Below are 26,860 nucleotides of genomic sequence, written 5' to 3'. Positions count from 1 at the left end.
TGGCCCGCCGAAACGAGTCCTCTAACCCAAAATCATATAAGGCATCACGCAGGCGGCCTGACACCCCTCTGCAACTGACACCCAAAGCCCCTGGGAGACGACGCAGATAGGACTTGCTAGGAGTGCGCCAGATCCGCTCGATTATTTTGACGCGTCCGAAGGTGGTGTAAAAATGGAGCGTTTTTTTTCGCGCTGTTGGACAGGGCCGTACTCACCTTTGAGCTCTTTGTGAACAGCTTTCTCTTTACGTGCAGCCCACTGAGTCAGGCTTTCATTGCCGAGTTCACGCAATAAATCAATGAGCTTGGCTTCAATCTCATCGAGGGTCGCAGACTTATCGCTGTAAGCGGTTTCAACAACGTCTTCGATCCGTTCTAGGAGCAGATCGTTTTCGGACAAGCGCTCTATGATTGTCTGAATACGCTCTTGTTTGCGGTCTGATTCTTTAGATGCCATCCCAAGCCTATTTCAAACTTGTGAACGCTTGTACACCATAAAATGCGATTATTCGAAATTTTTCTCCCCGCACTTCTGGTCATACCCGATGCAGATCGTGCCTATGATTGGATGCATCTGCCTAATGACGCGTTTCCGTTTGGGGGGCAGACTGCTCTGGAGTTTGTGTTGCAGGGTAGCTTGGTGCGGCTCGCTGAGTTGCGAGCCTATTTGGATGCGATGCGTGGCTGATTGAGGATGAATAGTTTTCCAGAACCGCAGCGTGTTCCGGTGCCAAAAGGTGAGTGGTTTCGCATCATTCCGAGTCAGTATCCGCCGATTCAGGTTTTTGAAGATATCTACGAGAGTGCGGAAGAATTTGCGTTGGCTGCCGCAATCGAGGGAATGACGAATTCGAGGCTACAACAGGAGATGGGGAATCTGCGCCGTGTTCCTAAAGAGGCGTGGCGTTCGGGCCCGGGTATGAGTGTGGTTATGGCACCGTTCATTTATCTACATGATGAGGCGCGTTTTTCGGATGCAACATACGGCGCCTATTATGCGGCTGGAAGTATCGAAACGGCTATTGAAGAAAGTGCCTACCACCGGGCTCGATTCTTGAGTTGCACAAACCAACCCAATCAACGTGTCACGATGCGCGTATACTCGGGATCCATAACGGGTGATGTCGTTTCCATCGAGGCTTCGCCTTTCGCATTTCTTTTGCGGCCCACTTCGACCTATCGAGAGAGCCAGGAGTTTGCTCGCGCGCAGCGGGAATTAGGTGTCGATGGGATTCTCTATTCGAGTGTCCGTGATGAGGGGGGGCGCTGTATTGCGGTTTTTTGTCCGTCTTGTGTGCATGCGCCGAAGCAGCGTATGCATTTGGAGTATATTTATGATGCGCGCGAGCAGCGCATTCGTGACGTCCTTGATATATCACGCAGGGACCGCAACGAGAGCCATTGATCTACTCCTCACGCACGCGGGCTTTTTCCCGCTCCTTGTCATCCTCAAACATGGCTTTTTCGTTGCGAAGCTGCGTTTCTAGGGCCTCGGCTTCGTCGGCATTTCCAGCTGCGCGTGCTTCGGCGATCTTGGGCTCGAGAAACAGTTTTTTCTCAGCGAATTTTGCCTCGTACTTTTCGTCGATTTGAGCGAGTGCCTGCTTCTGTTCTTCTGTGATTTGGCGATCTGGTTCTTCCTCCCGGAGGCGTTCCATAGCAAGTTCGTATGCGCTTTTCATATAGTTAGGGTGGGATAGTGTATCTTTGGGATTTTTCAAGCAACGTGATCGTCAGAAAGCAGATGCTAGCATAAATATGCTAGCGGGAATTACTGCGATAGTGAAGGTGCGGATGGAGGAATTTCCTTTAATGGACCGGCTATAATAGGCGTAGCCGAGGCCAAAACAGACGACGGCGGCGGGCCACGATAAGGATTCTCTCGGAGCTGTGACGATGGAGATTGGTAGGGTGTCCCAAGAAAGAACAAGGTTTCGGGTAAATCCAGCGAGGAAGTGAGCAGGGTAGATCCAGAATTCTGTAAGCCCCGGAATGGCATAGGCGAGTAATCCGCCGATTAAGGTGGAAAATAAAAGGGCAGTGCCGAGAAGAACCATAATGAGATTTGCCGGGATGGACCAAGGTGCTATTAGTCCCTGCGATGCTGCCAGCCAGGGAGCACTGCCAAAGAATGCTGCAATGCTGACAAGGACGCATTGTATAGCGGGTTCTTTTATCGAATAGCGATAGAACAACACATCTGCGGATCGCGTGTTCGTTTCGCTCCGGCGAACAATGGGCATGAACGAATCGCGCAGGATGGGTGCATAGAGCATGATTGCGCCGACAACCGAATAACTCAGTAAAAACCCAAGGCTGTAGATGATCTTAGGGGTCATCCATATGAAGATTGTAGCGCTGAGGGCTAATAGGGGTAAGCCGCGTGCGCGTCGATGCACTGCACGGCAAAAATAATATAACAAAATCAAGGATAAAGCTCGCAATGCAGATGGCGTATAGCCGACGAAGATTACATAGGCGCTGACGCCCAAGCATATGGGCCAGGCTCGATATTTTAGGGGTAAGCGGATGATCCGGCAAAGTAGCATGATGCCTCCGAGCACTGCAAAGACATGCAGACCGCTGACTGCAAATAGGTGAAGCGTTCCAGTTCTGATGAAAGCTTCCTCGATATCACCAGACATGTAGAACCGATCGCCCGTTGAGATCGCTATGAGGATGGCCCGGGTATCGGCATGTATGTTTTTGAGGTTCCACCAGAGCGCGGACCAGCGTTGATTGAATATACGAAAATGTCGGTCCAATCCTTCAGACGCGTCGGTGCGATAGATCTCTGTAATGGCTCCGGTAGCGGCTACATATTGATTTCGTAGGTAGTCTTGGAACCCAGATTTTTCCAAATCGTATGTATCGCGCATCAGGTAAAATCGGCCAGATACTCGGTCTCCAATCCGTAGAATCTCTTCAGAATCTGAGCGCAGATGGACTCGCTTATGATTCCAGGCTGAGTCCGTTTTAAAACGTACATCTTCGATCTTGACGGAATAGCTCCGACGAGTAAGAGGCCCGATGCCGCCATATCGCTTGATCACGGTTCCGGTCGCGGAAAACTCAACGGGGGTGAACGGCATTTGTAGTGCGCGCTGCTCGCGGACCCAGTCGGTGCGCCACATGGCTGAGAAACCAAGGAGTATAAGAAAACATGCCCAGGCCATTCGTTTCATCCCCAAGATTTGTGAGATGACCGCTCCAATTAGGCTCAAACTCAGCCCAACTGCGTGCCAATTTTCTGTATCGAAAGCATCGGCCAGCAAAATCCCGACGACTGAGACGAGTAAAACGCTAAGTATGGGAGCTCTCGGATTGCAGGGTGGGTTATTCTGCTCGCGACGCATCATAGCAAGGACGCGCGGGAGAAATCCGTTTTCGAACGATAGTGGGCTTACCCCAACGAACCGTGCGAATTAGAGGGGTTTTACCTCTGACTCGAGAGCTTCCCAATATTCATCCCCATAATCAAAGAATACCTCTCCGCCCGGACGTATGAGACGGATGGCTTTGATACGAGCAGATTTCCAGCGGGTCGAAGTGACCAGCTCGGCGTTGGGCCGCTTGCTGTGGTTGATAAAGCGTGTGTAATTTCCTTCATCACTATCGCCGACGATCCAGCAATCCTTACACACCCAAACAAGATAGCGCGATGATACGTAAGGCTCTTCCTCTGACTGAGCGTCATCGATTATGATGCCAGTGTAGGCACCAATTGTGTCGCCTGGGCGGACGAGGCGCTTGGCGAAGAGCCCGAGGCCGATGTCCGGAATACTGCTCTCGCGAATTTCAAAATCCATTTCGCTCAGCAGAACGGGGCGCACACGGCGGATCACCTTTTTGGTCGAAGACATAGCAATGGTTTCTGCGTCTGGCCCAGAGGCGTCAAGACTCAGGTGTGTTGAACCGTGATGAGTGCTCGTTTTTTCTCGGAATGTTGGCGGTCGCTTCTTTTATCAGTCCATGAAGGTCTCATCTGAGACCTGCTTCCCCTATGAAAGAACAGACGCTTGCATCTGAGGCATCAATTTCCGGTAAGTCTCTACATACTGGAAATCCGGTGAATATGACGATTAAACCTGCCGACGCTGGCACAGGCTTCCTTTTCTGTCGTTCAGATCTAGAAGGAAAACCATCAGTGAAAGCTGACGTCAGCTTTGTGACGGATCTTCTGCGCCAGACTACGATTGAAGACGGGGATGCAGTGTTTCATACCATCGAACACATTTTGTCCGCTCTGCGCGGTTGTGGAGTGGATAACGCCATCGTCGAATTAGATGCATCTGAGCCACCGATTTGTGACGGGTCGGCGCGGCCCTTTGTGGAACTCATCCAAGAGGCAGGGCTGATTGAGCAGGATCGGGAGCGCGAATTCATCGAGCTGGCCGATTCGGTAGCTGTATCGTCAGGTAAGTCGTCGATGATCGCTTTGCCATACGACGGCTTCAAGATTACCTGCACTTCCGCAGATGATCGGGGGCTTCATAGTCAACACCTGTCGCTGGAGATCGACCCTGAAACCTATGCTGAGGACATTTCGAAAAGCCGAACGTTTGTGGTCTATGAGGACATCGAAGAACTATTGCGCCAAGGTAAAGTGCGCGGAGGTTCTCTAGACTCGGCCATCGTGCTCAAGGGGGATAAAATTCTCTCTAAGGAACCTCTGCGGTATGTGGACGAAATGGTGCGTCACAAGATGCTCGATATCATTGGCGACTTGACGCTCTTGGGAAAGCCACTGAAAGCGCACATTGTGGCCGCATTGCCTGGGCATCGCTTAAATGCTGAGTTGACGAAAGCGATCCGTATGAAGCAGTCGACTCAGAAGTTAGTAAAAAAGGAAGTGCCACCGCCTTTACCGACAGATGCTCCTGAAGTGCCAGACCTGACCCAGGTGGACATGGATGTGCGGAAGCTGATCGAAGTGCTACCACACCGTTATCCTTTCATCATGTTAGATCGTATCGTCGAGGTGAGCGAGGATTGCGATAAGCTCTGGGCGATTAAAAACGTCACGATCAACGAACCTTTTTTTCAGGGGCATTTTCCCGGTCGCCCTGTTATGCCCGGTGTTCTTCAACTGGAGGCGATGGCTCAGGCAGGTGGCGTGCTCTTAATGCGTAAAACTGGAAGCACGAGCACCCTGGCTTTCTTTATGAGTGCTGATAAGGTGAAATTCAGGAACACGGTAGAGCCGGGCGATCAGCTTTGTATTGAGGTATCATTGAATAAGATACGTCATAACCGGATCGGCGTTTGTTCTGCGCAGTGCCGGGTTGGAGATAAGGTAGTATCTTCTGCCGAGCTGATGTTTACACTGGTCATTCCGACCGACGAGGATTCTTGATTCTTAGTTTTGATGGCTACTGAAATTCATCCGCAGGCGTGTGTCGAAAAGGGTGCCCAGCTCGACGAAGGTGTTTCTATTGGTCCATTTGCCTATGTCGGGGCTGGGGTTTCACTGGGTAAAGGCACCGTTCTGCATCACCACGCTAGTGTTGAGGGTATGACGGTCATGGGTCGGGACAACGAGGTCTTTCCGTATGCGTGCATCGGAGGGAAGACTCAGGACCTGAAATTTAAGGGCGGCGATCTCGGGCTTCAGGTCGGAGATAGGAATGTGTTTCGCGAGTCGGTGACTGTTCACATGTCGACGATCGAAGGAACGCGCACGGAGATCGGTGATGATAACAATTTGCTGGCGTATAGCCATGTGGCGCACGACGCGACCGTCGGGAGTCATCTCATAATGAGCTCGAACGCTGCTATCGGTGGCCATTGTATCGTAGATGATCACGTCTATATCGCATGGGCGTCGGGATTGTCTCCTTTTGTGAGAGTAGGGAAATTCTCAATCGTGGGTGCCATGAGCAAAATTACCAAAAATGTTCCTCCTTTTCTCATGGTGGACGGAAACCCTGGTCGTGTGCGAACGATCAATAAGGTGAGGTTGGAGCGCATGGGTTATGACGCATCCGCGATCGAAGCGGCCAAGAGTATCTATCGTACGATCTACCGCGAAGGTCTCAATCGATCACAGGCAGTCGAAAAACTCAAAGAGAATCCGGAGAGTGATGCAGAGCTCTACCAGCTCATGATCCAGTTTCATGGTGATTCGAAAATGGGTTATCTATAGCAATGGATCAAAACGCTTGGCCTGATTGTCGGCATCTTTGAGGAATGACTTTGACAGCCTTCTTCGTCGCGCTAACGTCCCTAACCTTTCAGAAAAGGAGGTGAAATTAATCTATGGCTATTGAGGTAAAAATCGGCAAAGGGGAACCTGTCGAACGCGCGCTGCGTCGCTTGAAGAAGCGTCTAGACCGCGAGGGGGTAATCCGCGATGTCAGAGCCAAGCGCTATTTTGAAAAACCTTGCGAAGTAAAACGCCGCAAGAAGAAGGTAGCTGCTTTCACCAATATGCTCCGCCAACGCTACCAGAATATGTAGAGTTCGCATACGTTGACTCTCATTAGACCCGTTCAGATTAATGCTGTGCGGGTTTTTTTGTGTCTGTGTATTTGTTTCGATTCACAAGGGTGAAACAGAATCTGTGAATTTTAATTTTAAGGGTTCAAGCTTTAGACTTTGAAGTGCTTTGACCCAAATATACTGTGAAGCATTCGTGTTTGCGCACTTACTAAAGTGAGGACTATGCCGCCTTTTGCTCTTGGGTATGACAATGTGGTCCAAAACACTCCTTTTACTGGGTTGCTCGGGGCTGATGGTTTCACTCTTTGGGCGTTCAGAAGTCTTGAGTGAGCAGGAGATAGGCTGGCTCGAAGCAAATCCTGATGCTACGATTGCGACTTTTGCGGATCTTCCTCCATTCGCTTATATTGAGGACGGTGAGCTGAAGGGCTTTTGCGTGGATATCCATAAGCTCGTTGTTGAAAATCTTGGCATCGATTTGCCTATATCGGTTGGCGCGAATCAGGAAGGCGTAGATCGCGTTCAGTGGGAATCTCTAGAATCCGGCGAGATCGGGGGTTTTTTGGCGGGTTCGGTTATAGAGTCTAATTTTATGCAGGAAGTGGATGTGACTCTTCCGATCATGTCTAACATCCCAGTCGTTTATGCACGTTCAAATTCCTCCTTTGATATCGTAGGGCCGCAAGATCTCAATGGTCTGAGAGTGGGTTATAAGCAGAGCATACGTTTTATCCACAATATGTTACGCACGAAGAGCTCAGCGACGCGGCGCGGCTATCTTGATTGGCAGGGCGCGATTGATGCTTTGTTGGCTGGGGATGTGGATTTAATAATTGGTTTCTCAACATTGAGGGCGCAATTGGAACACTATGAAGATGAAATTGTAGGCGTAGCTGAATTTGGGGGATATAGGAATGATTCGGGATACCTGATACATCAGTCCTGGAGACAGTTGAGGAATATCTTAAATAAAGGGATCGCGATGATCTCTGAGAGTGAGTTCATAGATCTCGAGGAGCGCTGGGGAGTGCGATCGGTTCATCGCACAGGATTTCTTGCAGTTAACGCGCCAGCTGCCTCGCTCAATGTGGACCCTACGATTCGATTAGTGACGCAAGTTGAGGGGGCTCCTGTGGCTTTTTTAGAAGGTGGTGAGCTCAAGGGTATGGTCCCAGACTTTATCGACGAAATTTCAAATCTGTTGGAGGTCGAGATTGAGCTAATTCCGAAGTATGGAGCTGCCTATGGTGACGCGTTGATATCCGGTGAAGTTGATGGCGTCTTTCCTATTCTAGCTGGATCAGACTTCATGGGGACATATTTTGCCGAGACTGATCCGGTTCTTCAGATCAATGAGTATGCCTACATGCGCGCAGGAGAAGACGTGGCTATCGAAACCTTTAGTGATCCGAGTGGCCAAGTGGTTGGCCTTGTGTCACCGAATGGTTCTCTTGAGGAGCGATTGGATGCAGTGGGGGCCACGATGGTTGCATACTCAGACACGGAGCTTTTATTACGTGGCCTCGAGCAACGGGAAATCGACTTCGCCATCGGGTACTTTAATCTCCAAGCAGCCGTTCAAGCAAATCCGCTTGCGGAGCTGGCACATGTTTTTATCGATCGAGGACTTGTTGCCGGTTTTGGAATTCGTCCCGATAGACCCGAATTGCTTTCAAGTATAAATAGCGCCATCGAACGCTTAGACTCGGATCGTATTGAACAAATCCTTTCCCGTTGGCAGCCTGGACTCAATCAGGCCATCGATCGTTCTGCTTTTCTTGCTCGTCTGACAAAACTAGAACGTCTTTGGCTGAGCCAACACCCGGTCATTAGAGTGGGTTCGGATAGCACATTTGCTCCGATTGCATTTCAGAATCGGCAGGGCCAATACAGTGGAATCTCCATTAATTACATACGCCAGGTCGAAGGTTTGTTGGGCGTCGACTTCGTTATCGAAGACGATGGGGTGTGGTCCCAGCTTTTGCAAAAGGCAAAAGACAAGGAGATCGATATGTTCTCGAGCATAGCACCAACGAGTCAACGGCGCGAATTCCTCAGATTTACTGAGCCCTATATTCGTTTGCCTAATATGATTTTCGTGGGTGAGGGAGCGGGTCTCTTGAGATCGCTAGACGATCTGAGGGGTCGACGGGTATCAGTTGGAGAAGGCTTTGCAATAGAGGAGTCTATGAGGCGGGACTTCCCTGAGATCATCCTCATTCCGCGTAAGCGACTTCAAGATGCAATCGAGCTTGTCGAAAATGGCGAGGTGGATGCATTTGTCGGAAACATCCTGACGACGGGCCAGATCATCTCAGAGCATCGATTTAGAAATGTGCGCGTGGGTGGCAGCACGCCATATCAGAGCGAAATATCATTTGGGGTTCGCGAAGACTGGGAGCCCTTGGTTGGAATACTTGAAAAGGCTATCGCAGCCTTACCGAGTGAAGAACGGGAGGCTATTTACCAACGTTGGGCTCCTGTTTTTCTAGAGCGAGAAATTGACCTGTCTTGGGTATGGAAAGTGTCGCTTCCGGTATTGATTATCGTAGTTTTAATCATCGGTTCGAATCGACTTTTGAAGCGTGAAGTAGCTCAACGCACCAAGGACCTGAAGAAAAGTGAGGAGCAGCTCCGTCGATCGCTCTTTGCTGCTTCTGAAGGGGATGAATCCGGATATTTTGAACGTATGGTGTTGGCACTCCAAGAGGCAACTGGTGCGACCTATGTCATTATTGGTGAGTATCGAAAAACCTGCAGTATTACCACGCTCGCGGTGGCTCATGAGAGTAAGACTGTCCCCAATTTTTCCTATAAGTTGAAGGGTACACCGTGTGAAAAAGTTACTGGATCTCGGATCTGTATCTATGAGGATGGAGTAACGAGTCTTTTTCCAGATGATCAGCTATTGATCGACATGGCTATAGAGGCCTATGTCGGCTGGCCGATCATCGATCGTGAACGAGGTGTTATTGGAATTGTCGTGTGCCTGTATGATCGCCCCATTGCCAGAGATGAAGTGCCTCGTTCTATACTCGAGCTGTATTCGCTCAATATCGGGGCGGAGATGACACGGAAACTTGCTAATCAAGAACTTCGCGACAGCCTTAGAGAATCTAAGGATCACCCTTTCTTCAATTGGCGATGGCGTGATTGCCACCGATTGTGAAGGCCATGTGGTTCGCATGAACCCTGTGGCCGAAAACTTGACTGGGTGGTCTATTGCCAGCGCGTTCGGAAAGCATGCTGACGCGGTGTTTAACGCTCGCTCTGCGGATGATGGTATTCCGATTTCTATGGTCAGTCGCGTTCTCAAGCATGCGGAGAGCTTCAGCGAGGAGAAAGACTTGTTGCTGTATGAGCGTAGTGGTTTCGTTTTCGACATCGCGGGTGTAGCATCTCCAATAATAGACAAAAATGCTGATGGCTCAATGAGTGGAGTGGTCCTTGTTTTTCGTAGTATTTTAGAGCAAAAGCAGGCCGAGCGTCAGAACGAGGCATCGCGACAAATGCTTAATCTGGTGTTGAATACCATACCCGTTCAAGTGTTCTGGAAGGACCGAGATGGGGTTTTCTTGGGCTGCAATAATCTCTTTGCAAACTATGCAGAGTGTGAAACACCTGACGAAGTTGTGGGTCAGACGGACGCGTCCCTTGGTTTCAAACAGAGCCAGTCTTTTGTGGATGCCGGTCGCCATATTATTGAACAGGGAGAAGCACGGCTCGGATTCGAGGAGGAATTGGAGATGCTGGATGGCTCAAACCAGTGGCTTCGCTCTTCAAAGAGTCCCCTCTTTGATCCAGGCGGAGAGGTGATTGGAGTTTTGGGGACCTTTGAGATAATCACCGACCAAATTATCGCCAGGCAAGAAGCTATAGAATCAGAGGAACGGACACTGCGAGAACGGCATTCGCTAGCAACTTTGGCGCTAGATCTAACTATTCACGAGGGAGAACTTGCCTCAGTCTTCGATCGACTGACTGAAATTGCGGCAGAAACACTTGAAGTGGAGCGCTGTGGGCTGTGGCTATTTGAAACAAACAGCACAAAAGTTACTTTTCGGAGTTTATATACGCGCAGTCACCAAGCGCACTCATCTGGAATTGAGATCGATGCGAGTGACTTTCCGACCTATTTCGGACCCATACGTGCCGGGGGAACCGTGGTGTGCTCAGATATTTATAACGACCCAAGGGTGGCCGAGCTCAAGGAACCGTTTTTGATTCCCTCAAGTGTGGGAGCTTTGATCGATATGGCGGTTATCGTGGAAGGTCGGGTTCGAGGCATCATCGCTATTGATCACAAAGGCGGACGACGTGAATGGCACTCTGATGAGGAATACTTCGCTCGTGTCATCGCGTCAATTGCCGCGCAGGCCATCCTAGCCCAGGAACGTCGAGAGACTTCAAACTCTCTCGAGCAGACAAAATCATACCTCTCAAACGTTATCGACTCCATGCCGTCGCTTTAGGTTGGTGTGGACGGTGATTTGCGAGTCACTCAATGGAACGCCAAGGCGATTGAGGAGACTGGAATGAGTTTTGAAGATGCTGAAGGGCAACGGGTTGCAGATGTATTAGATCTCTCTTTTGAGGAAGAAATGCTTATCCAAAAAGCGATAGAAACTCGCCAGACACAATTCGTCCCGAGGCGTTACTCACAAGATGGAGTCACGAGTATTTATACTGATGCCACCGTATTTCCTCTGCTTTCAGGAATCTCCGACGGGGCCATGATCAGGATCGATGATGTTTCTGACAAAGTCCGTATGGAAGAAATTATGATTCAAAGTGAAAAGATGCTTTCGGTTGGGGGCCTTGCTGCCGGTATGGCGCATGAGATTAATAATCCTCTGGCTGGGATGATGCAGACTGCGAGTGTCCTACGTAACCGTTTAGGGACTATCGATGCTCCTTTAGCAAATCGGAGAGCTGCAGCTGAGGTGGGTATAGACCTCGATGGAGTTTCTAGTTACATGGAAAAGCGTGGAGCATACCGGATGCTTGATACTATAGTGGATTCTGGCAAACGAGTAGCTCAAGTAGTTGATAATATGCTCGCATTTGCGAGAAAGGCAGATGCGCACTCTGTGGTTATGGATCCGAAAGAGTTATTGGACAAAGCTCTTGAGCTCGCTCAGAGCGATTACGATCTGAAAAAGAATCACGATTTCCGCCGAATTGAAATCATCCGTGATTACGGCGCTGAAGTAGTCTCCATCACCTGTGAACCAGCGAAAATACAACAGGTCTTTCTCAATATCCTCAGGAACGGGGCCGAAGCTATGCAGGATGCAGGAGTCGAGCAACCTCGGTTCATTTTGGGGATTTCAGCAAACTCTGTTGATGGCATGGCTCAGATATCAATCTCCGATAATGGACCCGGGATGAGTGACGAAACGCGTAAGCGAGTATTTGAGCCCTTCTTCACTACCAAGCCCGTCGGTGTAGGCACTGGCCTGGGATTGAGTGTGTCATATTTCATCATTGCGGAAGGTCATGATGGAAAACTTGAGGTAGAGTCTGCTCCGGGAAAGGGCACCAGGTTTTTAATCTCACTCCCTATGAGTGATTCTAGCTATGTCTGAATTGAGGAAGATTCTGATTATCGATGATGAAGAGTTTATTCGTGAAAGCCTTGGAGATCATTTCGAAGATCGTGGCTGGGTCGTCTGCACTGCCGAGAGTGGAGAAGCCGCTTTGATGCTGATGGAAACAGTGCATCCAGATGCATGTTTGGTGGATGTGCGTATGGGAGGCATGGACGGCGATACCTTCGTTTCCATGGCTTCAGAAAAGTTTTCGGGACCTGTATACGCTATATATACTGGGTCTCCTGAATATGCTCTTCCGGCGGAGTTCAGGAATCTGAGGCATATATTGACTGAACCCATTCGTAAGCCGGTGCAGGATATGGATAAACTAGTTGGCATCATCGCCGATCTAATAGATCGGAATTGCAACTGATTCTGTCCCCTATACTCCGATGCCTCAGATCTCCATGAAGTCGGTATTGATTATCGACGATGAGTCCGCGATCCGCGATAGCTATGCCGATCACCTAGAAGACCGGGATTTCGAAGTCTATCAGGCTGAGAATGGATTGCGCGGAATCGGGCTTTTATCTGAATTTATTCCCGACGTTGTTCTATTGGATCTTTGGATGCCAGAGATGGATGGGATCGAGGTGCTATCCGAAATTAAGAAAGTCAGGGACGACATACCCGTGATCGTTATTTCAGGGACAGGCGTGGTGCATGATGCGATCGATGCTCTGAAACAAGGAGCTTGGGACTTCATTCTCAAGCCGATCGAGGATCTTTCTGTTTTAGACCACGCTATTGACAAAGCCTTGGAGAAAGCTCGCCTGATCAGAGAAAATCGCAGCTATCAGACTCAGCTTGAAGAGATGGTTGAGGAACGCACCAAAGAGCTGCGGGAGGCGACTGAAAAACTGTCCCGCAGTGAATCTCGTCACCGACTGCTGTTTGAGTCTTCAACGGATCCGATTTTTCTTTATGATCCAAAGACAGATACGCTTATCGACGGGAATCCAGCGTGCTTAGATCTCTTTGAAATAGACGAGAAGGAAGCGCTTCACGCTCTCTATTTTGTAAGTCTTTTTCAAGAGTCTCAACCCGATCATACAACTGCAGCTAGCTTGTTGAGCTTTCTGCTAGATAGTTGCTTGGATAGGGGAGTATGTCAGCGGAGCTGTGTTATGAAGACTATCGTCGGAAACGCATTCGACGCTGTTGTCACGATGACGCGCTTCCAAGTCGGAGCAGATTTCCTGATTCAGTTGCATGTGCGTGATGTGTCCGCACAAAAGGCTGCTGAGCGGGCAAAAAGTTCTACAATGCAGGCGCTGGTGGAAGCTAAGGAACACGCGGAGCAAGCCAACCGGGCAAAAGATGAATTCTTGGCAGTAATGAGCCACGAGATGCGTACGCCGTTGAACCCGATCTTGGGCCTGAGTGAGCTGATGCGCGAAATGCACACTGAAGAACCCGAATCTACCTATTTAGACACTATTATCCGCTCAGCGAATCGCCAGCTTGAGCTTATTGATGATATCCTTAGCTACACGAAAATGGACCGTGGGAATATGGATCCGCGGTTTGAAGAGTTTTGTCTGATGGATCTCTGCCGTAATTGCCTTGATGACGCACGACACGTGGCCCATGCGCTCGCGCTTCATTTTGATAATGGAGATGAAGGAGAGGCGATACCCGCAGATCTGATTGTCAATGGTGAGCAATCGATGCTCCAGCGTATACTTGATAACCTTTTGGCTAATGCGTGTAAATATACCGAACGTGGCTCCGTGACGCTCTCTGTCGGCATGACTCTCCGTCTTCATGCGTCCTCAATATTTCACTTTTCGGTCACAGATACGGGGATTGGGATCGATCCTGATGTGCAAAACGGCTTATTCGAGCCGTTCACTCAAGCAGACTATTCTCATACGCGCCAATTCGAAGGGGCTGGGCTGGGTTTGGCGATCTGCAGAAAGCTAGTAGATTTCCTCGGAGGAGAGATTGAGGTAAAGAGCCAAGTTGATAAAGGTTCAAGGTTTTCATTTAACGTACCGATGCGGGTAGTCAAAGGGAGCGCTAAGGCAGAATCTAGTTTCAGAGAACCCGGTGAGCTTTCATTTGAAAAGACGATCAAAATGCTGGTAGTCGACGATGCCCCGGATAATGTGCGAATCGCTCAGATTTTATTAGAGCGCATGGGTGCTAAGGTTGAGGCCGCGTCGAATGGGCAAGAGGCGCTGAAGCTCACGAGCACACGTCCCTACGACATTATTTTAATGGATGTCTCCATGCCAGTGATGGATGGGATCAGGGCATGTCGGCTAATCCGCGCTAGCCAGGGAATTAATGGCGAAACTCCGATCATCGCAATTACTGCTAGTGTGAGCCTCGACGTTCGTGAAGAGTGTATCGAAGCTGGAATGAACGATTTTTTGGCGAAGCCATTTCAGAAACAGAAGCTTTTTGAGCTGATTCATGAGTTGATCGCTCCGGCAGTTTAGAAAGGGTCAGCTTGTGATTCTGATAATATCAGTCACAAACCATTATAAGTCACTATAGCTGGGCAAATTGCGTTCCCATTGCTTATCGCCAAAGATGCGTTGGCGCTTGGAAGCGGGGCGAGATAACAGCTCGCTGAAATGGTAAACATCAGAAAAGACCACGAGGTTCGCACGGTGTCCTGGGGCTATTTTACCGACAGTATTGTCTAGGCCCATGATCTCGGCGGCGTGGCTGGTGATATAATCTGGAGAGTTGCCCAGCGCTAGGTCGAGGTGCCCGATTCGTAGCAGAGTCATGTAGACTTCAAAGGTGTCCGCATCACCAAATGCATAGAAGGCATCGCGAACATTATCGCTGGCAGCAGCGACCGTGCATCCATGGGATTTCAGTTCGTGGACGAGGGTAATCCCCCGCCAAGTAGGCGTGAGCGGGCCGTTTTGTTCATTACAGGATTCGCGCTTTCGGTCCTGGAGATACAAATTGCAGAGGGGTAGAGAAATTACGGATATTCCTGCATCAGCCACTTTTGCCAGAGTTCGTTTTTGGCTATCTGGGTCGAGAATGGCCAAGCTACAACAGTGGCCACAGGTAACCTTACCCACGAATTTGTTTCGTATTACTGCTTCGGCGATGCGCTCGAGACACCGTGCTTCAGGATCTCCGGATTCATCTACATGTAAATCTACATCGAAACCGCGATCTGCGGCGATTTGAAAGAGGCCATCCAGCTGCGCATCGATGTTCGGGTTCATAGTGGGCATACCCCCAAGGCAATCACCATCGGTGCTGTCGAGGAGATCGCACATTTGTTTTCCAAATCCTGGTTCCGCAAATTCTGCCACATCGCAGAGCACCACTGTCTGAAGATCGATACGTCCTGACCAAACTTGTTTGAGCTCCTGCATCGCTTTATGACTCGTCTCGCCGAAGTCTGCTGAGGTATCGACATGGGTGCGGATAGCGGAGGCGCCATGTTGCCATGCAGATTCGAGGGAGAACGAGGCTCGCCGATAAACGTCCTCGAAGGTCCAATGCTTTTTATCATCAGACAGAAGCTCGATAGCATCCCAGAATTCGCCGCGTCGGTTGGGTGCACGGTTCCAGGTATGCGCCTTGTCTAGGTGCATGTGAGCATCAATAAATCCTGGCCAGACCATGTTGCCCTTCAGATCTACGCAGTTGCTTAACTCCCTGTTTTGTGCTGGCTCAACACTTAAAATCGTTTTCCCTTCTACATGAATATCCGCCAGGCTCGCGGGGTTGATTGCTGCATCATAACAGGCTGTTGGGACAAATTCTTCAGGCAGGCATGCCTGGGGGACGAGCGCGTTCTTGTAGATCATTGTTTAGGGATTCCGAGCAATTAGTCTGCCCTGCTTAGAAGAGGACTCTATTCGGGCTTTAATGCAAATTTTGAAGTGGCCAGCTTGTCTGGGCTACAGTCTGCTCGAAGGTCACGAGTCAGACCTCAATGCTATGATTTGGTACGAAGACGACATACAATACCTAGAAGACCACATTCGCCCTCAAGTCATAGACAAAAAGAGTGTGGTCTTCTACGGCAGCTCCTCGATCCGGCTTTGGCCCGAGCTTCAGCAGTCGTTTCCGAAATATCATATTGTCAACATGGGTTTTGGCGGTTCCACACTAGCCGGATGCGGCTGGTTTGTGGACCGAGTCTTTAAAGATATTTCTCCCAAGGCCCTCGTATTCTATGCTGGAGATAATGATTTGGGAGACGGGCGTCATCCTGAGGAGGTCTACCTCTTCTTCGAAGCCTTCTATGCCTATATTCGTTACATGCATCCCAAGATCCCGTTTACCTTTATATCGGTTAAACCCAGCCCAAATCGTTTGCATTTGGTGCAGCAAATGAAGTTGTTGAATGAATGGGTGGAGAAGAGCTTGTTGCCTGATCCGCATGCGACATTTATCGATGTATTCTCACGGATGAGTAGCTGTGTCAGTGCGCTCAGTAAGCTCTACACAGAAGACGGACTACATATGAACTCCCACGGTTATACAATCTGGCGTGACGCTCTACTAGAGCATGAAGCAGAGGTGTTCGGAGCATGAATCGAGAATACTATTCTTGGGACAGTGAGCACCTTGGCCGTAAAATGGAGCTTTTGGTATTTGGCCATGCAGGTGCACGCGCTCTGGTATTTCCCACGCGGGTAGGCCGCTTTTTTGATTTCGAGAACTGGCATCTTGTCGACTGTGTTAAAGACCATTTGGAGAACGGGTGGCTTCAACTCTTCTGTGTGGATAGCATTGATGAGGAGAGTTGGTACAACGATTGGGCACATCCCAAGGGCCGTATCGATCGCCATCAGGCCTATGAAAGGTATTTGGTTGATGAAGTCTTGCCGCTCACTCGGTATAAGAATTCCGAAATGTTTATGATGACGGTCGGTTGTAGCTTCGGTGCTTTTCACGCCATGAATTTTGCATTAAGAAATCCAGCTGCTGTTGGAAAGGTGATCGCACTATCGGGACGCTACGATGTGACCAAGGAAGTCGATGATTTTCGCAGCCTGGTCGACGACTACTATGACGATGACGTCTATCTAAATAACCCAAGCCACTATCTGCCTCAGGTGTCCACTGGACCATATCTTGACCAACTACGCAAAATGGAAGTCATCATGGCGGTGGGAGAAGAGGACCCATTTGTACAGAATAATCGGGAGTTCGCCGATGTTCTGGAGAGCAAAGGGGTCCCCAGTCGCCTCGATGTTTGGCCTGGGCGCTGGCACCGTGCCCGTTTTTGGCGTAATATGCTACCGCACTACGTATAGAGCTTCAGCTCGGTTTCTGGGTGGGGACTTGAACAAAAACCGGTGAGAATAGGCCCCCACGATCATGGCGAAAGTGGGGAGGAACGCCGAAGTAAACCAAAAGGAGCTTCGTATAGTGAGTCCTGCCGCGAAATCGGAAACATTGTTGGCAAAATAGAGGGGGCGTCCCTTTTTGGCGATGACGACGCAATATGCTTTGCCGCACGACATGAAATGAGTGCTGGGAAGAAAACACCGCTATCGGCATAGCTCGCTCTCAAAAAAGGAAAGATCTTCGATAAATGGCCATACGCTCTTCTTAAACCCGAAGAAGCCCTTATTGGCATAGGGAAACAATTGGTTATCCCAACGACGGCGAAACCAAAAAAACGAAACACCCTTCTCAGCGAGCGACTTCGACCAATGTCCGACTCGGGCCGAATCCAGACCGACATGTGGCGAGAATCCGTGGACGCATTGAATGTTACGGCTATTAAGTTCATCTGAGACCAACTGGCAGTCCGCCAGGTCGATTTCGATAGAGTCTACATGATGAAACTTGATGGCCTCCGTCATCGCTTTGTTATGAAGCCGTGCAATATTTTCATTGGGCGCGTCCATTCGCGAATCGCTCAATTTTCGTGCATTCAACAAAATAATATCATCAGGCCGCATCGGTATTTCTAATCCACCCCACAGATCATCACAGTCCAGATACCAGGCTGTTGGGTTCTGAGTTGTGCGTATTAAACTGGGTTGGTCTTCCAGGTGTGATGGCTCCGGCGGAAGTGGGCCGTCGACGGGCTCGGCAGATGTGTTAAGGAGACCGACGGGATTAAATTTCCCACGCGTATAACGCTTGATATTCGATGGGCGCGCCAAGTAGTGTTTTCCTCTTGTCTGGAGACCAGCTACCCATCGCCAGCTCAGTGTGTTCGAGGCGGTGTCGCCATCTAGGAGATGCCTGAGGAAGAACGCAGCGCCGAGAGTCCAAGGAAGCCTCAAGGTGAAAATCCAGATGCTTGCAAACCACATTCGAGCGTGGTTGTGCAAGTATCCTGTTTCTAGGAGCTGAGTCACCCAATGATCGAAGCAATCGATTCCGCTACGCGCTTCGATGGCCTGTGTATAGGCTGTCTGGAGTCCGCGGGAAGAGCCCAGTTCTCGTTCGGCCTCGGAAAGATCTGAACAATAGTCTTCCCAAACAGAGGGCCGTTGCGCGAGCCAGCCTTTCCAATAGGTGCGCCAAATGACTTCAGAGACAAATTTGTCTACTTGCTGGAGGCTGTATGCATCCAAGCACGCTTTGACGACCTCGTGCTCAGAAACAAGCCTGAGCCGTAGAGCTGCGGAGAGTCCGGAAGGCGCCCCTGAAGCGCCCGGAGATGCATCGAAATTACGTCCGCTTGTATACACTTCACCTGCATCAGGTATAAAAGCTTCGAGTCGTTTTAATGCTGAGGTGCGCGAGAGCGGAAGCATGCGACAATATGTATTCGAAATATCTGGATGTAAACCGGCTCCATGAATTGTAAGGTCCCTGGTGAGATCAGTTCAAATTTTGTCGCCAGGGTAGTGCGGTTACCATTTCGAGCAGATTGACAACAAAAATCTCGACGGATGTTACAAAAAACTGTATTCTCTTCGCTTTTGTTGCGGTTTCGTTAGCTCGAATCTGCTTCCTTTTACAGTCTCAAACATGCGCAAGAAAATTATATCAGCACGCAAATTCGTAAAGCCGTCATTTGCTGCTCTCATAGAGAAAAAACGGTCTGGTGGCGAACTCTCTGACGAAGAGATTCGCTACGTGGTAGATTCCATTTTGGATAAGGAGATGCCAGAGTTTCAGATGGCAGCTCTCGCAATGGCGGTCTATTTCCAAGGTATGTCCGCACAGGAGACAGCTACATTTGCAGAGGAAATGATGCTTTCGGGCGAAGTGATTGATTTAACTGAAATCAGCCGTCCTAAGATCGACAAATATTCGACGGGTGGTGTTGGAGATAAGACAGCCTTAGTTTTGGCTCCTTTGGCGGCTGCCTGTGGTGTTGTGTCTCCCACGATGAACGGTGTGGATGAAGAGCTGGAAATCTCAAACATCTCAAAGCTCTCCAGTATTCCGAAGATCAAAACCAAAGCAGACATCGATGAGTTTATCGATCAGTTGAAGACCGTGGGCTGCATCTTCACCGAGCAGCACAAAGAAATTTCCCCTGTAGACACTATTCTCTACAAACTACGCACGCAGACTGGGACGATTCCAAGCCTGCCCCTCATCACAGGCAGTGTCTTGAGCCGGAAGCTTGCAGAAGGCGCTGAAGGTCTTGTGGTTGATGTGAAGTGGGGCAATGGCTCGTTCATCAAGGACGTTGAGCAAGCTAAGCAGCTCGCCCGTTCGATCACACGTGTTGGCCGCTCCATGAATCGTCGCTGTGTCGCGCTGGTGACGGATATGAATCAACCGCTGGGTGATACGGTCGGCACGGCTCTTGAAGTCCGCGAAGCTATCGATCTTTTGAAGGGTGAGGGTCCTGAAGACCTCCAAGAGCTTGTATTGAAACTCGGTATGGAGATCGTGCGGCTTGCAGGTGTGGCTGGATCCACGCTATCGGCAAAGCAAACTGTTCAAAAGCGCCTCAAGGATGGTTCAGCACTTCAGAAATTCAAAGAGATGATCGAGGCCCAAGGGGGCGACCCCACCTATGTGGACGATCCTGAGAAATTTCCGAAAGCAAAATATGTCAGAAAGCTGCCTGCACCGAAGCGTGGCTATGTGCATACTATCGACGCTAGCATGATTGCTACGGGGGTCCGCATTCTCGCAGAAAAGAAGCGCGGCATGGACTATGCCGTGGGCGTAAGTGAGATCAAAAAAGTAGGCACTCAGGTGAAACAAGGAGAACCTCTTATGATGATCCATTACAACGACGAGGCAAAGGTAGAAGAGGCACTCGAATACCTTAGAAATGCCTACCGACTTGCACCCAAGCGTCCAACACCTCCCGAGTTGATCGTGGAGCGTGTAGCCTAACTGCTCGAACTATTGTCTTTGGAAACCCCGTTGGCTCTCAAGCCAACGGGGTTTTTTGTGCACCGATGTTCAGAGAATCCTACGTTGACTCTTTTTTAAAAATGTAATCTAGTTACGCATGTGTTATTTAATGATCTGAAAACTCCACTGAGGCAATTGCGTCTCATTGAGATCTTTGCGCGTCAAAGATCAGGTCTGACTTTCTCCGAGCTGCAGGCGATGACAGATGGTGCTGCTCCCACGACTCTAACCCGTCTACTCAAGCCGCTGCTAGAAACGCGTTATCTGGAAAAAGGTGAAGGGGGTCGCTATTTTGCCGGAGAGCAGCTGAAGTCTTTAGGTCGCATTGTCTGTCAGAGAGCAAACCTGGATGATTTACTGGTTCCTTTGGTCAAAGAGCTTGCGGTCCGGAGTGGCTGTTCAGCCGCTTTCTTCATTTGGGACGGCCAGTGGCCGGCAGTGCGGATAAAGCATGAATTGAGCGATAATTTCCACTATGCCAAAATCGGCTATCGTATCCATCCAAACACGCATACGTTTGTTCAGTCTATTTTCGCTCATCTGAGTCTAGAGGATCTGAACTCTGTTGGCGGGGAAATAAGTAAGTCTCTAAAGCAGAAGATCGCTGCTGCTGGTTATAACTCACAACAAGAAACGACTTCATTCGCCTTCTTCAGGGTAACCGCGCCCGTGTTTGCTGGAGTGCCTGCTAGGGTGATTGGAAGTCTCGGAATCACATCATTGAATCCAGAGCCAGATCCGAAATATCGGCAATTTCTTGCGACCTGTGTGAAAGGAGTAGCAGAGGCAGCGACGCTGGCCTGTGAAAATTTAAAAGAGTCTGATGTGCGCGTCGCATTCGAGGCATAGCTAGCTGAACCCTATGAAAAATAAAATGGAGAATCCTCCCAATATCATTCTCATCAACTGCGATGACCTTGGCTATGGCGATCTCGGTTGCTACGGCTCTACAATCAATGCCTCGCCTCATGTTGATGCACTTGCTGCTGGCGGCACGCGTCTTACAGATTTTTACTCTGCGAGTCTGGTATGCTCGGCTTCTCGTGCCGCATTGATGACGGGTTGTTATCCTCCGAAAGTGGGTTTTGGTCGCAGGCCGGTTCTGTTTCCTGGGGAAAATACCGGCCTTAGCTGTGATGAAACCACCGTAGCAAAGATCTTTAAAAAGGCTGGTTATGCTACCCAGATCATAGAGAAGTGGCATTGCGGTGATCAGCCTGAGTTCTTGCCTACTGTCCACGGCTTTGATCATTATTTTGGCATCCCATTTAGCAATGATATGGGGAGGCAGGTGAACAATAAGGGAAAGTTGAATGAAAGGCCGCCCTTGCCACTGTTGCGTGATCAAACAGTCATTCAAGAGCAGCCCGATCAGCGAGGCATTACCGAACGCTACACGGATGAGGCGCTTCAATTCATAGGCGCCAATAGAGATCAGCCATTTTTCCTCTATCTAGCCCACATGTATGTGCACGTGCCGTTATTTGTACCAAAGCAGTTTTTGGATGTCTCTGAAAACGGTGCTTATGGAGGTGCAGTCGCGGCTATTGACTGGAGTACAGGCGCCATCGTGGATCGGTTGAAGCAGTTAGGACTCTTTGAAAATACCATCATCGTGTTCACCTCTGATAATGGATCGCGCGCGCGCGGTGAGGGGGGGAGTAACGACCCACTGCGAGGACACAAAGCCCAGACTTGGGAAGGAGGGCAACGCGTGCCTTGTATCATGCATTGGCCTGAGCGTATTCCTGCTGATGCCACCTACTCAGGCGTAACACGAAATTTTGATCTCTTGCCGACTCTAGCTGAGCTTGCGGGCGTGGATGGGACGACCCACTACCCGATTGATGGTAAGAGCTTTTCAAAAAACCTAAGTCAAAACGCGGTACCGGTGCATAATGAGAGCTTCGCATACTTCTCCGGGGATAATTTGGAGGCGGTCCGCGTCGGAAAGTGGAAACTGCATTTTCATAAAAAGGATGAAGGCGCGGTCCATGCACTCTACGACTTGGAGAATGACGTCGCTGAACAGGAGAATCTCCTAGGACAAAACCCGGAGGCTGTATCTGAGTTAAGCGCCTTTGCTGACCAGATACGTACTGAACTTGGTGATAGTTTGAGCGAGAAGGAAGGCGCAGCAATCCGTTCAAGTGGTTACAAAGAAGACGCTCGACCGTTGACTGAGTTCCGAGAAGATTGTCCTTACATGATCGCATACTACGACCTGCCTGACATGCCGACAATGGCCGGCTAGCCTATATAGGTGCTATCTGAAGTAAGCTAAGCCACGTCCGTGGCGCCGATCTGGATGATTTCCGGATACATCAGCTCACCGAGACTCTCAATATTTAGGGAATCAAGTTGCAGGGAAGACTCATCCCCAGAGCCGGTGCGATCAATGAAGAGCTGTTGCTTGAGCGAAAGGAACGCCTCCAAGGGTGAGGATTCAATCGGGTCCGTTTTGAAAAAATCGCCAGAGACGGTCAGAGCACTTAAGAGCTGTTCAAGAGTGATGGGGCCGTCTTCTTTCATAGCGACTGCCTTCCATAGCACGAGACCAAGCTCCGCGTAGTTTCCTGGCCATGGATATTGAAGCAAATGGTGCATAGCTTCCGGCGTCATGGTCTTACGATCTGAGCGTTTGAGCTTTTTGCTGAATCCACGAGTGAGGGTTCTACAGTAGCTCGCTAGGTCAAGAAGGCGTTCGTTGAGGGGTGCAATATGGATTAAGTCCGTTTTACAAAACGTGTATAGATCTTGGTCAAAATGACCCTCAAGAGCAGCGAACTGGTCTGATTCAAACCAGTAAACGAAACTGAGTTCTCTGGAGCCACTCGAATACTTATGTGCCGATTTGATGTGTTCTGATAACGCCGCAGCTTGCCCGTCTAAATTGTCACCACGACAGTCAACGACTACCAGTTCACTACTATTTTTACTGGCGATCAATTCATCGAAATGAACCCCAATATTATTCTCTGCGATTTTATCTATGTGGACAAAATTGAGGGACACATCACCGTAACCTTTCCAACAGGCGAGTTCCTTTGAAAAGTGAAGTGCATCGCCGCCCTTGGGGCAGGTGAGAAAAATTTGATTTGTGATTTTGGACCTATCCCACAGCCGTTGGAGTGTCTTCTTAGTCCGAGGAGAAGATCCGGGCACATGATTTTGTATCTGAGGGTAAGTGGTCTGGTTCCCAGCCCGAGGGCGAAGGTTCAAGGGAGATCTTGGGTCACGCTTCTTGACTGAGGAAACAGCCGTTCGTGGTTCCGGGCGTGGAACATATCGATTTACGTGAGAGAGGAAGTTTTGAGTGCCTGTTGGTTTTTGTAGAACCGTGGTGATCCCCATATTGACCGCGCGCTGCAATTCAGGGGTATGCATCATCCCAGAAATGATGATGACCGGTAGTGTGAAGCCGACTTCTCTGATGGCATCTACCAATTGTACTCCGGTCATATTTGGCATTTGATAGTCCGTTACCAACAGACTATAATCATTTTCAAGTATCATCTCTTTCGCTCGGACTGGGTCGTCCGTCATGTCAGCGAGGTAATGATGCTGGCGCAAAATGCTATACAGCATTTCCGCGTAAAGTGATTCGTCATCCACAACAAGGATGCGTCCGACGCGGTGAGGGTCGTTCGGGGGGTGTGTCATAAGGGAGGTTCAGGGAGAATGCCCGTGAGATTCATGCGAGCCTTTTATAATACAATGGGGTTCTTTCTGTAACGGTGAATCAAAATCTAGATTTAGTAACAAATTTTGAATGATTTTCTTCACCATATAAGCGTTTTCGTGTAAAAAATGTCAGATCGGGGCTTATGGATTGTGCATCGTTTACGTATAGAGTGATCTCATACCCCTCATCTGATCTCTGAACCCCCAATCGATATGCCAGAAAGAGTTAATTTTATTGATGACTTACCTCCAGTTGCCGAAAGCAAAAATGTGTCCACGCCAACGCTTTTGGACGCTTCCGAAGTTGTGGAGCTGGAAACCGTTGCCTTTCTCGATCCATTTTCAGGTGAGGAAGTAGTTCCTGGTAGCTCAGTGCCAGGAAGCTCAATAGAATCTACTGTGACTATCTCCGCTATAGACAGTGCATCCTATTACGGGATGATTTCGTTATTCGTTTTCTTTCTAGTTGCGGGAATTGCGATTTTAGCGCGCCGCACCCGAGTGAGTTCGAGTGCCCCCAAAAAAGCGCTGCTTCTCGGCGGCATGGGTATGTTCCTCCTGGCCGGTTGTGCATTCGCTTCTAAATCAATTTTTTCCCAGTTTCTAAATCAAGAAATTGCTCAATATCCTCTCATGTTGAAACCTTTGTGCTGGGCTGTGATCGCTCCAGTGTTGGTGATGATGATTCCCAGTTTGGTCACTGAAAATCCCAAGGCGCAAAAATTCTTTATGATCTCAGCAGCAAAGATATTTGTGGCTTTTGTAATTTTGGGAGTAGGAGGCTTTTTAGATTTGAACACCACAATAGCTGGGGCGTTCGGTGCCGTTTCGTTGGGGCTCGGCGTCTTTTTTGCGTTACCCCTGCTCAAGGCATTACGTCGCCTGCCGGGTAATCTATCCGAGGCAGCTAAGAATAAAATAAGCCAGATGGGTACTATGGTCGTAGGCATATCCCTTGCACAAATTATCACTGGTGGATTGATGCTTTTACAGCTGCCTATAAGTATTCTATTGCTCGCAGACGAAGTGCTTTCTTTCGCGTTGGTCGGAATTATTTTCTTCAATCTTATGAAGTATATCACCATTCAGACTGATGAAGAGGTGCCTGCCTAGAGCGACTGAATCAGATTACACTTGATCCCAATTCGGGCCCCATTGTTGAGAGATTTGACATGGGGCCTTTCTTTTTATCCGCTACGGCGATCTATGCTGAATGACTACGAGACCGTGGAGGCATCTCTCCCCAGCGAGGCAGTGCTGGCGATGCCTGACTTGCCATTTGTGCACATTGCTTCTGGCAAGGTGAGAGAAATTTATGAAGTAGACGAAAGGACTCTGCTGATCATTGCGACAGATCGACTGTCTGCATTCGATGTTATCATGAAGCAGGGTATTCCGGGCAAGGGGATCATCCTCAATCAGCTTAGCTTGGCCTGGTTTGACCGGGTTCAGGGCTTTGTGGACCACCATCTGGTCGATGATCATGCAAGTCGGGTCGAGCAGCTCCTGGTTGACTTTCCAGAGTTGGTTGGCCGATCGATGCTGGTTGATCGTCTCACTCCATTGCCGATCGAGGCGATCGTGAGAGGTCATCTGGCGGGCAGTGGTCTAAAGATATATAAAGAAACGGGTCAGCTTCAGGGACACCTTTTACCAGATGGACTGGTTGAAGGCTCCAAGTTACCGGAACCGCTTTTTACTCCGTCAACGAAGGCGAAGGCCGACGGACATGACATGCCGATTACCTGTAAGGCTGCTCAAGAGCTGTTGGGCGATGAGTATTATGAAGTAGTTGAAGAAGCAAGTTTTCGGATATACGAATTTGGGGTTAAATACGCGGCACAAGCTGGATTGATTTTGGCGGATACGAAATTCGAATTTGGGCTTACTTCCGACGGTAAGGTGAAATTGATGGACGAGATTCTTACTCCGGATTCTTCTCGATACTGGCCTGAGGATAAGTTCGAGCCAGGCCGTCCGCAGCACGCTTTTGATAAACAATATATCCGCGATTTTCTCGAAAATACTGGCTGGGATAAGCTGCCCCCCCCACCCGAAATTCCACTGGAGGTATTGAGCGAGACACGAGAAAAATACCTCCAAGCACTCAAGGCTCTGCTTGAGAGCTCTTGAGGGGATATTGCGCAAGCTCGTGGATCGGAATTCACACGAGAATTACGATACGACCCGCTAGGGAGCTGTCTTAGATCTCTATGCTGAATACTTCCTTCGCAAGGTCCTGCATGCTCTGAAATACCCCGTTGGCATCTGTCTCTTCTTCAAGTTGATGGGCTGTATGACTTCCAGTAGATACAACATAGGCTGCCTGCATTTGGACCACACGCGCGGCATCCACATCAAACGGTGAGTCACCTACCAAGATCGTTTCTTCTGCTTTAACGCCGAGTTTCTCGAGCACTATTTTCGAGTATTCTAAGTGGGGTTTTCGGTATGGAGTATCTTCAGCGCCAATGACGAGATCCATATATTGGCTGTAGCCGAGATGTTCGCAGATTGATCGTGCATGGGGCCCATACTTATTTGTGAAGACTGCGAGGCGATTGCCAGCTTCCTTTAATGCTCGGCACAGCTCGAGCGTTCCCGGCAAGACGATGACATCGTCAAACATGATTTCAGCAAAATGTTCTTTAAATATTTGAATCGCCTCATCGTAGCGGGGGTCGTCACCGATAAGCCGCCGCATGGTAAGCTGAATACTTCCTCCGACGGTGCGTCTCACCTTATCGTAGTCGGCTTCCGGTAGACCCAGCTTACGTTGCGTATGAGCGTAGGCTTTATGAATCGTCGTAAAGTGATCGATGAGCGTGCCATCAAGATCGAAGAGTATAGGGGTCATGACAT

Annotated in this window: 25 protein-coding genes; 17 read left to right on the top strand and 8 right to left on the bottom strand. The window is 49.4% G+C overall.

What is annotated here, in order from left to right; genetic code table 11:
• Window positions 1-141: 141 nt before the first annotated feature.
• Window positions 142-456 carry a hypothetical protein gene (locus HRU10_01470; protein ID NRA25901.1) on the bottom strand — a complete coding sequence of 105 codons (315 nt, stop codon included), beginning with the start codon at window positions 454-456 and terminating at the stop codon, window positions 142-144.
• Window positions 457-498: 42 nt separating this feature from the next.
• Here HRU10_01470 and HRU10_01465 point away from each other — a divergent pair, with 42 nt between their 5' ends.
• Together HRU10_01465 and HRU10_01460 are read left to right on the top strand one after the other, a co-directional pair.
• Window positions 499-687 carry a DUF2384 domain-containing protein gene (locus HRU10_01465; protein NRA25900.1) on the top strand — a complete coding sequence of 63 codons (189 nt, stop codon included), beginning with the start codon at window positions 499-501 and terminating at the stop codon, window positions 685-687.
• 6 nt (window positions 688-693) lie between these two features.
• Entirely contained in the window at window positions 694-1,404 is a 711-nt protein-coding gene (locus tag HRU10_01460) for an RES family NAD+ phosphorylase (GenBank protein NRA25899.1), read from the top strand.
• Between the two features lies 1 nt (window position 1,405).
• Here HRU10_01460 and HRU10_01455 read toward each other — a convergent pair whose 3' ends face one another.
• The 3 genes from HRU10_01455 to HRU10_01445 all read right to left on the bottom strand — a co-directional run bounded on the left by HRU10_01455 (window position 1,406) and on the right by HRU10_01445 (window position 3,862).
• Entirely contained in the window at window positions 1,406-1,681 is a 276-nt protein-coding gene (locus tag HRU10_01455) for a hypothetical protein (protein NRA25898.1), read from the bottom strand.
• Window positions 1,682-1,732: 51 nt separating this feature from the next.
• Window positions 1,733-3,358 carry a ComEC/Rec2 family competence protein gene (locus tag HRU10_01450; GenBank protein ID NRA25897.1) on the bottom strand — a complete coding sequence of 542 codons (1,626 nt, stop codon included), beginning with the start codon at window positions 3,356-3,358 and terminating at the stop codon, window positions 1,733-1,735.
• Window positions 3,359-3,424: 66 nt separating this feature from the next.
• Window positions 3,425-3,862 (bottom strand): SET domain-containing protein-lysine N-methyltransferase, encoded by a 438-nt coding sequence (locus HRU10_01445; protein ID NRA25896.1) that lies wholly within the window; start codon window positions 3,860-3,862, stop codon window positions 3,425-3,427.
• A gap of 140 nt (window positions 3,863-4,002) precedes the next feature.
• On the opposite strand from HRU10_01445, the gene lpxC reads away from it, so the two are divergent.
• From lpxC to HRU10_01405, 8 genes are all read left to right on the top strand, one after another.
• Window positions 4,003-5,355, top strand: coding sequence for a UDP-3-O-[3-hydroxymyristoyl] N-acetylglucosamine deacetylase (gene lpxC / locus HRU10_01440; GenBank protein NRA25895.1), 1,353 nt, complete (start codon window positions 4,003-4,005; stop codon window positions 5,353-5,355).
• Between the two features lie 12 nt (window positions 5,356-5,367).
• Window positions 5,368-6,144 (top strand): acyl-ACP--UDP-N-acetylglucosamine O-acyltransferase, encoded by a 777-nt coding sequence (gene lpxA / locus HRU10_01435; GenBank protein ID NRA25894.1) that lies wholly within the window; start codon window positions 5,368-5,370, stop codon window positions 6,142-6,144.
• 113 nt (window positions 6,145-6,257) lie between these two features.
• Window positions 6,258-6,458, top strand: coding sequence for a 30S ribosomal protein S21 (gene rpsU / locus HRU10_01430; GenBank protein ID NRA25893.1), 201 nt, complete (start codon window positions 6,258-6,260; stop codon window positions 6,456-6,458).
• A 226-nt stretch (window positions 6,459-6,684) separates the two neighbouring features.
• Window positions 6,685-9,609, top strand: a complete 2,925-nt coding sequence (locus HRU10_01425; protein ID NRA25892.1) for a transporter substrate-binding domain-containing protein — start codon at window positions 6,685-6,687, stop codon at window positions 9,607-9,609.
• Window positions 9,590-10,912 carry a PAS domain-containing protein gene (locus HRU10_01420; GenBank protein ID NRA25891.1) on the top strand — a complete coding sequence of 441 codons (1,323 nt, stop codon included), beginning with the start codon at window positions 9,590-9,592 and terminating at the stop codon, window positions 10,910-10,912. Before HRU10_01425 ends, HRU10_01420 begins: the two co-directional genes overlap by 20 nt.
• Before the next feature lie 6 nt (window positions 10,913-10,918).
• The gene (locus HRU10_01415) at window positions 10,919-12,028 is read left to right on the top strand and encodes a PAS domain S-box protein (protein ID NRA25890.1); all 1,110 of its coding nucleotides are present in this window, start codon (window positions 10,919-10,921) and stop codon (window positions 12,026-12,028) included.
• The gene (locus HRU10_01410) at window positions 12,021-12,407 is read left to right on the top strand and encodes a response regulator (GenBank protein ID NRA25889.1); all 387 of its coding nucleotides are present in this window, start codon (window positions 12,021-12,023) and stop codon (window positions 12,405-12,407) included. The genes HRU10_01415 and HRU10_01410 overlap by 8 nt, the downstream gene beginning before the upstream one ends.
• Window positions 12,408-12,426: 19 nt before the next feature.
• The gene (locus HRU10_01405) at window positions 12,427-14,481 is read left to right on the top strand and encodes a response regulator (GenBank protein ID NRA25888.1); all 2,055 of its coding nucleotides are present in this window, start codon (window positions 12,427-12,429) and stop codon (window positions 14,479-14,481) included.
• A gap of 42 nt (window positions 14,482-14,523) precedes the next feature.
• Here the strand turns inward: HRU10_01405 and HRU10_01400 are convergent, their stop codons facing one another.
• Window positions 14,524-15,825: a cytosine deaminase gene (locus tag HRU10_01400; GenBank protein NRA25887.1), complete on the bottom strand. Its 1,302-nt coding sequence runs from the start codon at window positions 15,823-15,825 to the stop codon at window positions 14,524-14,526.
• A 70-nt stretch (window positions 15,826-15,895) separates the two neighbouring features.
• Between HRU10_01400 and HRU10_01395 the strand changes: the two genes are divergently transcribed.
• The gene (locus HRU10_01395; GenBank protein NRA25886.1) at window positions 15,896-16,558 is read left to right on the top strand and encodes a GDSL family lipase; all 663 of its coding nucleotides are present in this window, start codon (window positions 15,896-15,898) and stop codon (window positions 16,556-16,558) included.
• Window positions 16,555-17,283: an esterase family protein gene (locus HRU10_01390; GenBank protein NRA25885.1), complete on the top strand. Its 729-nt coding sequence runs from the start codon at window positions 16,555-16,557 to the stop codon at window positions 17,281-17,283. The genes HRU10_01395 and HRU10_01390 overlap by 4 nt, the downstream gene beginning before the upstream one ends.
• A gap of 237 nt (window positions 17,284-17,520) precedes the next feature.
• Here HRU10_01390 and HRU10_01385 read toward each other — a convergent pair whose 3' ends face one another.
• The gene (locus HRU10_01385; protein ID NRA25884.1) at window positions 17,521-18,744 is read right to left on the bottom strand and encodes a hypothetical protein; all 1,224 of its coding nucleotides are present in this window, start codon (window positions 18,742-18,744) and stop codon (window positions 17,521-17,523) included.
• A gap of 217 nt (window positions 18,745-18,961) precedes the next feature.
• Here HRU10_01385 and HRU10_01380 point away from each other — a divergent pair, with 217 nt between their 5' ends.
• From HRU10_01380 to HRU10_01370, 3 genes are all read left to right on the top strand, one after another.
• On the top strand, window positions 18,962-20,293 hold the full coding sequence (locus HRU10_01380; GenBank protein NRA25883.1) for a thymidine phosphorylase: 1,332 nt from the start codon (window positions 18,962-18,964) through the stop codon (window positions 20,291-20,293).
• 156 nt (window positions 20,294-20,449) lie between these two features.
• Entirely contained in the window at window positions 20,450-21,163 is a 714-nt protein-coding gene (locus HRU10_01375) for a hypothetical protein (GenBank protein ID NRA25882.1), read from the top strand.
• A 25-nt stretch (window positions 21,164-21,188) separates the two neighbouring features.
• Complete coding sequence (locus HRU10_01370) at window positions 21,189-22,568, top strand: sulfatase (GenBank protein ID NRA25881.1); 1,380 nt, start codon at window positions 21,189-21,191, stop codon at window positions 22,566-22,568.
• Between the two features lie 26 nt (window positions 22,569-22,594).
• On the opposite strand, the gene HRU10_01365 is transcribed toward HRU10_01370, so the two are convergent.
• Window positions 22,595-23,977, bottom strand: a complete 1,383-nt coding sequence (locus tag HRU10_01365) for a response regulator (protein ID NRA25880.1) — start codon at window positions 23,975-23,977, stop codon at window positions 22,595-22,597.
• Window positions 23,978-24,211: 234 nt separating this feature from the next.
• Here HRU10_01365 and HRU10_01360 point away from each other — a divergent pair, with 234 nt between their 5' ends.
• Both HRU10_01360 and HRU10_01355 read left to right on the top strand, forming a co-directional pair.
• Entirely contained in the window at window positions 24,212-25,111 is a 900-nt protein-coding gene (locus HRU10_01360; protein ID NRA25879.1) for a hypothetical protein, read from the top strand.
• A gap of 150 nt (window positions 25,112-25,261) precedes the next feature.
• Window positions 25,262-26,131: a phosphoribosylaminoimidazolesuccinocarboxamide synthase gene (locus HRU10_01355; GenBank protein ID NRA25878.1), complete on the top strand. Its 870-nt coding sequence runs from the start codon at window positions 25,262-25,264 to the stop codon at window positions 26,129-26,131.
• Between the two features lie 70 nt (window positions 26,132-26,201).
• Here the strand turns inward: HRU10_01355 and HRU10_01350 are convergent, their stop codons facing one another.
• Entirely contained in the window at window positions 26,202-26,855 is a 654-nt protein-coding gene (locus tag HRU10_01350) for an HAD hydrolase-like protein (protein ID NRA25877.1), read from the bottom strand.
• Between the last annotated feature and the right edge of the window lie 5 nt (window positions 26,856-26,860).

Source organism: Opitutales bacterium, assembly GCA_013215165.1.
In the GTDB taxonomy this organism is placed as follows: domain Bacteria; phylum Verrucomicrobiota; class Verrucomicrobiia; order Opitutales; family JABSRG01; genus JABSRG01.
The sequence above is the reverse complement of the archived record's forward strand: the minus strand, read 5'-3'. Positions and strand labels throughout refer to the sequence as shown.

Bases quoted from the DNA above. Each gene is read 5' to 3' on its own strand.
- HRU10_01445 (NRA25896.1), bottom strand. From the start codon at position 3,862: ATGTCTTCGACCAAAAAGGTGATCCGCCGTGTGCGCCCCGTTCTGCTG.
- HRU10_01365 (NRA25880.1), bottom strand. From the start codon at position 23,977: ATGACACACCCCCCGAACGACCCTCACCGCGTCGGACGCATCCTTGTT.
- HRU10_01455 (NRA25898.1), bottom strand. From the start codon at position 1,681: ATGAAAAGCGCATACGAACTTGCTATGGAACGCCTCCGGGAGGAAGAA.
- lpxC (NRA25895.1), top strand. From the start codon at position 4,003: ATGAAAGAACAGACGCTTGCATCTGAGGCATCAATTTCCGGTAAGTCT.
- HRU10_01400 (NRA25887.1), bottom strand. From the start codon at position 15,825: ATGATCTACAAGAACGCGCTCGTCCCCCAGGCATGCCTGCCTGAAGAA.
- HRU10_01350 (NRA25877.1), bottom strand. From the start codon at position 26,855: ATGACCCCTATACTCTTCGATCTTGATGGCACGCTCATCGATCACTTT.
- HRU10_01410 (NRA25889.1), top strand. From the start codon at position 12,021: ATGTCTGAATTGAGGAAGATTCTGATTATCGATGATGAAGAGTTTATT.
- HRU10_01385 (NRA25884.1), bottom strand. From the start codon at position 18,744: ATGCTTCCGCTCTCGCGCACCTCAGCATTAAAACGACTCGAAGCTTTT.
- HRU10_01370 (NRA25881.1), top strand. From the start codon at position 21,189: ATGGAGAATCCTCCCAATATCATTCTCATCAACTGCGATGACCTTGGC.
- lpxA (NRA25894.1), top strand. From the start codon at position 5,368: ATGGCTACTGAAATTCATCCGCAGGCGTGTGTCGAAAAGGGTGCCCAG.
- HRU10_01450 (NRA25897.1), bottom strand. From the start codon at position 3,358: ATGATGCGTCGCGAGCAGAATAACCCACCCTGCAATCCGAGAGCTCCC.
- HRU10_01425 (NRA25892.1), top strand. From the start codon at position 6,685: ATGACAATGTGGTCCAAAACACTCCTTTTACTGGGTTGCTCGGGGCTG.
- HRU10_01405 (NRA25888.1), top strand. From the start codon at position 12,427: ATGCCTCAGATCTCCATGAAGTCGGTATTGATTATCGACGATGAGTCC.
- HRU10_01460 (NRA25899.1), top strand. From the start codon at position 694: ATGAATAGTTTTCCAGAACCGCAGCGTGTTCCGGTGCCAAAAGGTGAG.
- HRU10_01390 (NRA25885.1), top strand. From the start codon at position 16,555: ATGAATCGAGAATACTATTCTTGGGACAGTGAGCACCTTGGCCGTAAA.
- HRU10_01465 (NRA25900.1), top strand. From the start codon at position 499: ATGCGATTATTCGAAATTTTTCTCCCCGCACTTCTGGTCATACCCGAT.
- HRU10_01355 (NRA25878.1), top strand. From the start codon at position 25,262: ATGCCTGACTTGCCATTTGTGCACATTGCTTCTGGCAAGGTGAGAGAA.
- rpsU (NRA25893.1), top strand. From the start codon at position 6,258: ATGGCTATTGAGGTAAAAATCGGCAAAGGGGAACCTGTCGAACGCGCG.
- HRU10_01380 (NRA25883.1), top strand. From the start codon at position 18,962: ATGCGCAAGAAAATTATATCAGCACGCAAATTCGTAAAGCCGTCATTT.
- HRU10_01360 (NRA25879.1), top strand. From the start codon at position 24,212: ATGCCAGAAAGAGTTAATTTTATTGATGACTTACCTCCAGTTGCCGAA.
- HRU10_01470 (NRA25901.1), bottom strand. From the start codon at position 456: ATGGCATCTAAAGAATCAGACCGCAAACAAGAGCGTATTCAGACAATC.